Source organism: Tateyamaria sp. (genome assembly GCF_059783535.1).
Genome location: NZ_JBYNDP010000187.1, coordinates 1 through 5,501 on the forward strand (window position 1 = coordinate 1; position 5,501 = coordinate 5,501).

The 5,501-nt window shown below is 56.9% G+C and carries 7 protein-coding genes and 1 tRNA gene; 5 read left to right on the plus strand and 3 right to left on the minus strand.

The features are described 5' to 3' along the window. A partial coding sequence (locus tag AC6RA8_RS20760) for a DUF3833 family protein (RefSeq protein WP_500355503.1) occupies window positions 1-369 on the plus strand: 369 nt, incomplete at its 5' end. 146 nt (window positions 370-515) lie between these two features. Here the strand turns inward: AC6RA8_RS20760 and yidD are convergent. From yidD to rpmH, 3 genes are read right to left on the minus strand one after another with little or no spacing between them, the layout of a single operon-like run. After that, window positions 516-749 (minus strand): membrane protein insertion efficiency factor YidD, encoded by a 234-nt coding sequence (gene yidD / locus AC6RA8_RS20765; protein WP_500355506.1) that lies wholly within the window; start codon window positions 747-749, stop codon window positions 516-518. Beyond that, window positions 746-1,141, minus strand: a complete 396-nt coding sequence (rnpA, locus tag AC6RA8_RS20770; protein ID WP_500355507.1) for a ribonuclease P protein component — start codon at window positions 1,139-1,141, stop codon at window positions 746-748. The genes yidD and rnpA overlap by 4 nt, the downstream gene beginning before the upstream one ends. 24 nt (window positions 1,142-1,165) lie before the next feature. Continuing rightward, window positions 1,166-1,300 (minus strand): 50S ribosomal protein L34, encoded by a 135-nt coding sequence (rpmH, locus tag AC6RA8_RS20775; RefSeq protein ID WP_005980833.1) that lies wholly within the window; start codon window positions 1,298-1,300, stop codon window positions 1,166-1,168. Window positions 1,301-1,617: 317 nt separating this feature from the next. Here rpmH and AC6RA8_RS20780 point away from each other — a divergent pair, with 317 nt between their 5' ends. The 4 genes from AC6RA8_RS20780 (at window position 1,618) to AC6RA8_RS20795 (ending at window position 5,313) form a co-directional block, all read left to right on the plus strand. Further along, a complete protein-coding gene (locus AC6RA8_RS20780; RefSeq protein ID WP_500355510.1) occupies window positions 1,618-2,349 on the plus strand; it encodes a TVP38/TMEM64 family protein in 732 nt (243 codons plus the stop codon). A gap of 4 nt (window positions 2,350-2,353) precedes the next feature. Then, entirely contained in the window at window positions 2,354-3,772 is a 1,419-nt protein-coding gene (locus tag AC6RA8_RS20785) for a dihydrolipoyl dehydrogenase family protein (RefSeq protein ID WP_500355512.1), read from the plus strand. Between the two features lie 12 nt (window positions 3,773-3,784). After that, window positions 3,785-5,167, plus strand: a complete 1,383-nt coding sequence (locus tag AC6RA8_RS20790; RefSeq protein WP_500355514.1) for a sensor histidine kinase — start codon at window positions 3,785-3,787, stop codon at window positions 5,165-5,167. A 69-nt stretch (window positions 5,168-5,236) separates the two neighbouring features. Then, window positions 5,237-5,313: transfer RNA gene (locus AC6RA8_RS20795), tRNA-Arg, on the plus strand. The last annotated feature ends 188 nt before the right edge of the window (window positions 5,314-5,501 follow it).

Consider the following 5,501-nt stretch of genomic DNA (forward strand, 5'->3'; position numbering starts at 1 on the left):
GGGACTGTGCGGCGCAGGTTTACAGTGGACATCAACGGAACTTGGGATGGACAAAACCTCACCCTGGTGGAGGATTTTGTCTATGAAGACGACAGCACTGAACAGCGTGTTTGGACACTGAAGAAGACAGGACCCGACAGTTGGGAAGGGACCGCACCGAGTGTGATCGGTATTGCGACGGGGCAAGAGAAGGCTGACACGTTCAACTGGCAATACACGATTGATTTGCCCGTTCCGGATGGGACTCTACGTGTGACATTTGACGACTGGATGTGGCTGCTGAGCGAGGACCGCCTGTTGAACCGCGCCTACATGAAACGCGCTGGCGTCGACATCGGCGATGTCATCATCACCTTCGAAAAGCAGTGACGCTGTTGGAAGTCATTCTGAGCGTTCCTATCTAACTGATGCGCTTAAGAACAAATCTTGATGCGCACACAACCCGCCGTGAATTGCATGGCGGATACTCAGGCCGCTCCCGCCTCACCCCCCAGGACAGCGGAGCGGCCACAACCCTACGGGTCGTCCCTCTTTGGGACTGGATCATAGCCGTCGCCACCCCAAGGATGACAACGTCCGATACGTCGCGCTGCCATCCAGGTTCCCTTGAACGCACCGTGCTTTTCCAACGCTTCCATCGCATAGGCGCTGCATGTCGGTTGATAACGGCAGTTGAAACCAACCCATGGGGAAAAGAGCAGGCGATAGGCGCGGACGGGCAGCGAGACGAGGAAGGCAAGGGGGCTCATTGCAGCTTGTCCAGCGCAGCATTGCAATCGTCGATCAGCGCGCCAAAAGGTCGTGCGGCCGTTTCACCGGCGCGCCCAACAAAAACGTAGTCGGTTGCTGATGAACCCCGATGGCTCAGCACATGCCGTGCCACTTCGCGCAACCGGCGTTTGGCCCTGTTTCGCGCGATTGCGTTGCCGACCTTCTTTGAGCATGTGAAGCCAATCCGGATTGGGCCATCGTCATCGCGCGAACGTACCTGAAGAATGAAACCCGGCATCACGACGCGCTTGGCTCGGGCTGCGCGCAGAAAGTCAGTCCGCTTTTTCATTGTCTCCAAACGCAATGGCCCCGCCGGCGGCATATCTTCGCCAGCGTTAAAGCTGGGCGAAAAGGCCTCCGGCGGGGTCATGATCATCCCTTTCGGGTGCGTGTTTTAGGCGCTCAGCGACTTCCGGCCGCGGGCGCGGCGGGCGTTGAGGATTTTGCGGCCAGCTTTGGTTGCCATGCGGGCACGGAAACCGTGGCGCCGCTTGCGCACGAGGTTCGAAGGTTGGTAGGTGCGTTTCATCGCATTGGCTCCGGGTCTGTTGGCCCACGATTCCCGCAGGTTCGGGAGGGGCTGTATTCGAAGCCCGTCCTCTAAAGCGGCGAGGGGGGCAAGTAAACCCTTTGAGCACCTAATTTCGTCATTATTGCAACAAAAGGGCAGGCGCGACCCCACCAATGTTTCAATGACGTACTAGAGCCCCCAAAAACCTCACGGAATTGGACATATCCGTTCAACGGGCCGTGAACACCCTGTTTTGACGGGTGCGACGGGCGCATTTTCAAGTCACAACCAACGCAAAGCATGGCGCACAGCAAAGAGCGCGCAGAGGAATTGGTATGACCGACACGAGCCAACCACGCAAATCCACGCTGATGCGGAACCTGCCGCTGATCGGTATTCTGATCGTTGCAGCGATTGGCGCTTTCACGTTGCGCGATTATCTTAGCTTCCAGACTCTTGCAGACAATCGCGAGGCTCTGATCGCATTTCGCGACGACAACTACCTGATGACGGCGTTGGTGTATGTTGCCATCTACATCCTTATTGTCGGGTTTTCCCTGCCCGGTGCAAGCATCGCAACGCTGACGGGTGGTTTTCTTTTCGCGACGGTCTTTGGGTCGATCTTCACTGTGACGGCGGCGACAATCGGGGCGTCGGTCATCTTTCTAGCGGCGCGCCACGGCTTCGGTGAGACCTTGGGTCAGCGCATGGAAGCCTCCAAGGGGACGATCAAAAAAATCAAGGACGGCATTGATGAAAACCAATGGTCCATGCTGTTTGTGATCCGCCTAGTGCCGGTCGTTCCATTCTTTCTTGCCAACCTCATACCAGCTTTCATGCAGGTACCGCTGCACCGCTATGTCATCTCGACCTTTTTGGGCATCATCCCGGGGTCCGTCGTTTATACATCGGTCGGGGCCGGTCTGGGCGAAGTGTTCGCCCGCGGAGAGACGCCGAACCTTGGCATCATATTTGAACCGCATGTCCTGCTACCTATTCTTGGTTTGGCGGCACTCTCGCTTGTGCCGGTCGTGGTCAAGGCCGTAACGGGCAAGAAAGGTCTTTAAACCCATGAAACGTATCAAGACTGATCTCCTGGTGATCGGGGCCGGGTCAGGCGGGTTGTCTGTTGCAGCCGGTGCGGTTCAGATGGGCGCCAAGGTTGTTCTGCTTGAAGGGCATAAGATGGGCGGGGATTGCCTGAACTATGGCTGCGTCCCTTCGAAAGCGCTGATTGCAAGCGGCAAAATGGCGTATGGGCAGGAACACAGTGCTGAATACGGCGTAGCCAATGCTGCCCCTCAGGTCGACTACGCTGCCGCCAAGGACCATGTGAACCAGGTGATTGCGCAGATTGAACCGGTCGATAGCCAGGAACGTTTCGAGGGTCTTGGTGTGCATGTCATCCGCGAGTTTGGTCATTTCATCTCGGACAAAGAGGTGCAGGCGGGCTACACTGTCATCACGGCGCGTCGTGTCGTCATTGCCACGGGATCGAGCCCCTTCGTGCCGCCGATTGATGGCATTGATACTGTGCCATATCTGACAAATGAAACCTTGTGGGAACTGCGCGAACGCCCCGAACATCTATTGATCATCGGCGGCGGCCCCATCGGGATGGAAATGGCGCAAGCGCATCGCCGCCTCGGGTCCAAGGTGACCGTGATCGAGGGCGATACGGCGCTGGGCAAGGATGACCCTGAGATGGCCGACGTGGTTCTCACCAAGCTGCGCGGTGAAGGGATTGAGATCGCGGAAGGTGCTTTGGCCGATAGGATCGAAGGTGGAGATGGCACTGTAACGGTTCACACCAAGGGTGGTCGCAGGTTCACCGGGTCGCATGTATTGGTGGCCGTTGGCCGCAAGTCGAACATGGAAAAGCTAAACCTTGGGGCTGCCGGGATCGAAACCACTCGCACAGGGGTTAAAGTTGATGATAGCTTGCGCACGACCAACCGCCGCGTCTACGCCGTTGGGGACGTCGCAGGCGGCCTGCAGTTCACACATGTGGCGGGCTATCATGCCGGGGTTATCATCCGGTCATTGCTGTTCGCGCTGCCGTCCAAAGCCAAGACCGCGCACATCCCTTGGGCAACATACACCGACCCTGAACTGGCTCAGGTCGGACCAACCGAGGCGCAGGCGCGCGAAACATACGGCAACAAGCTGGAAGTTGTCCGCTTTCACTACAATCACAATGACAGAGCGATCGCGGAACGCAAAACCGAAGGCTTGATCAAGGTTATGGTGGTCAAGGGACGACCCGTTGGTGCCTCAATTGCCGGTCACCAGGCGGGCGAGTTGATTAACCTTTGGTCACTGGTGATCGCGAACAATATGAAGATGAGCCAAGTCGCCGCCATGGTGTCGCCTTATCCCACGATTGGCGAGGTTAACAAACGCGCTGCCGGTGCCTATTTCAGTCCGCGCCTTTTTGAAAGCAACACGGTTAAGCGGGTGGTAGGTCTTGTACAACGCCTTATTCCCTGAGCACATAGCACGATGATGAATTCTCTCTCTGGCCGCTTCCTTATCCTGACCACGATCTTCGTGATGCTGGCCGAGGTTTTGATCTTTGTGCCGTCTATTGCGCGTTTCCGGGAAGAGTACCTGCAAAACCGCCTGGAACGCGCCCAGATTGCGTCGCTTGCCCTGCTGGCTGACGACATGATCGATAGCGATCTGGAAGAAGAGCTGCTGGAGAACGCGGGTGTTTTCAATGTCGTTCTGCGGCGGGATGAAGTGCGGCAGTTGATGCTGGCGTCACCGATGCCGCAACCCATCGATGATACGTTCGACCTGCGGGATGGCACCGCTCCGATTCTGATACGCGATGCATTGATGCGCATCCTTGAACCGGACAATGAAGTCATCCGTGTGATAGGCGCGCCAACCCGCGAAGCCGGGCTTCTGATCGAAGTCACAATGGAAACGGCACCGCTGCGCGCTTCCATGATTGACTACGGTATCCGCATCCTTGTTCTCTCAGCTGTCATCTCGATTGTCACCGCGGGGCTCTTGTTCGTGGCGGTCCGCGCAATTCTTGTGAAGCCGATCCGAGGAGTTGTCGGTCATATGCAGCGCTATGCTGCGGCACCTGAGGATGCCCGGCGCATTATCACGCCAAATGCTGGCGTGACTGAACTGCGCGAGGCCGAGGAAGCCCTGCGCAGCCTGCAGACGGAACTTATTTCGGCTTTGCGCCAAAAGGATCGCCTCGCGCAACTTGGCAGCGCCGTGTCCAAGATAAGTCATGATTTGCGCAACATCCTGACCTCGGCCCAGCTTTTTACCGATCGCATCGAGGCGTCTGAGGATCCGCTTGTGCGGCGCATGGCGCCAAAACTGGTAAACTCCATGACACGAGCTGTGCACCTTTGCGAAAGCACTCTGGCGTTTGGCAAAGCCGAGGAACCCAGCCCTACGCTTATGATCTTTACCCTGGATGATCTGGTTGCGGACGTGCTGGACAGCGAACGTCTGGCGGTCGGCGACCATGACTTGTCACTGAGTGAAAACATCCCGCCCCTCTTTTCGCTTCGCGCGGATCCAGAGCAGTTGTTCCGCGTTGTTTCAAACCTGGTGCGCAACGCACGACAGGCTATCATTGCGACAGGAAAGCCAGGCGAGATCAATGTGTCTGCCTACGAAGATGCAGACAATTGGTGGATCGAGATTGCCGACACTGGACCCGGCCTGCCGTCTAAGGCTCAAGAGCATCTGTTCCAGCCATTTCAAGGCGGCGTTGCAAAAGGTGGTACCGGGCTTGGCCTGGCGATTGCGCAAGAGTTGGTGCGCGGGCATGGTGGCGCACTTGAGTTGGACCGAACGGGTCCTAAGGGGACAGTCTTTTCCATCCGGTTGCCGAAAGGGGATGACATCTAAGCTGCGGTTCACTTTTGCCGAGATAAGCTCTTGCAAACCCTGAACCACAGGACTAAACCGCGCGTCAGTGGACCGATAGCTCAGCTGGATAGAGTACTTGACTACGAATCAAGGGGTCGGGGGTTCGAATCCTCCTCGGTCCGCCACTTTCCTTGTTATGATGCGACACATAGTTTTTCCTATTGCGCCAAACTCTTTCCTATTTTGAAGTTCTCCGCTTCCCATCCGTATGTTCGCTTGTTTCGTTTAACCCCTTTTCCTAGTCGGAAAATCAGCGGTGATTTGGAGGTCAGACGGCGAAGCCGCCTGCTCCTGCAAATCTGCCACGTGGCGA

Coding starts and splice junctions, on each gene's coding strand:
- yidD (WP_500355506.1), bottom strand. CDS start 749: ATGAGCCCCCTTGCCTTCCTCGTCTCGCTGCCCGTCCGCGCCTATCGC.
- rnpA (WP_500355507.1), bottom strand. CDS start 1,141: ATGACCCCGCCGGAGGCCTTTTCGCCCAGCTTTAACGCTGGCGAAGAT.
- rpmH (WP_005980833.1), bottom strand. CDS start 1,300: ATGAAACGCACCTACCAACCTTCGAACCTCGTGCGCAAGCGGCGCCAC.
- AC6RA8_RS20780 (WP_500355510.1), top strand. CDS start 1,618: ATGACCGACACGAGCCAACCACGCAAATCCACGCTGATGCGGAACCTG.
- AC6RA8_RS20785 (WP_500355512.1), top strand. CDS start 2,354: ATGAAACGTATCAAGACTGATCTCCTGGTGATCGGGGCCGGGTCAGGC.
- AC6RA8_RS20790 (WP_500355514.1), top strand. CDS start 3,785: ATGATGAATTCTCTCTCTGGCCGCTTCCTTATCCTGACCACGATCTTC.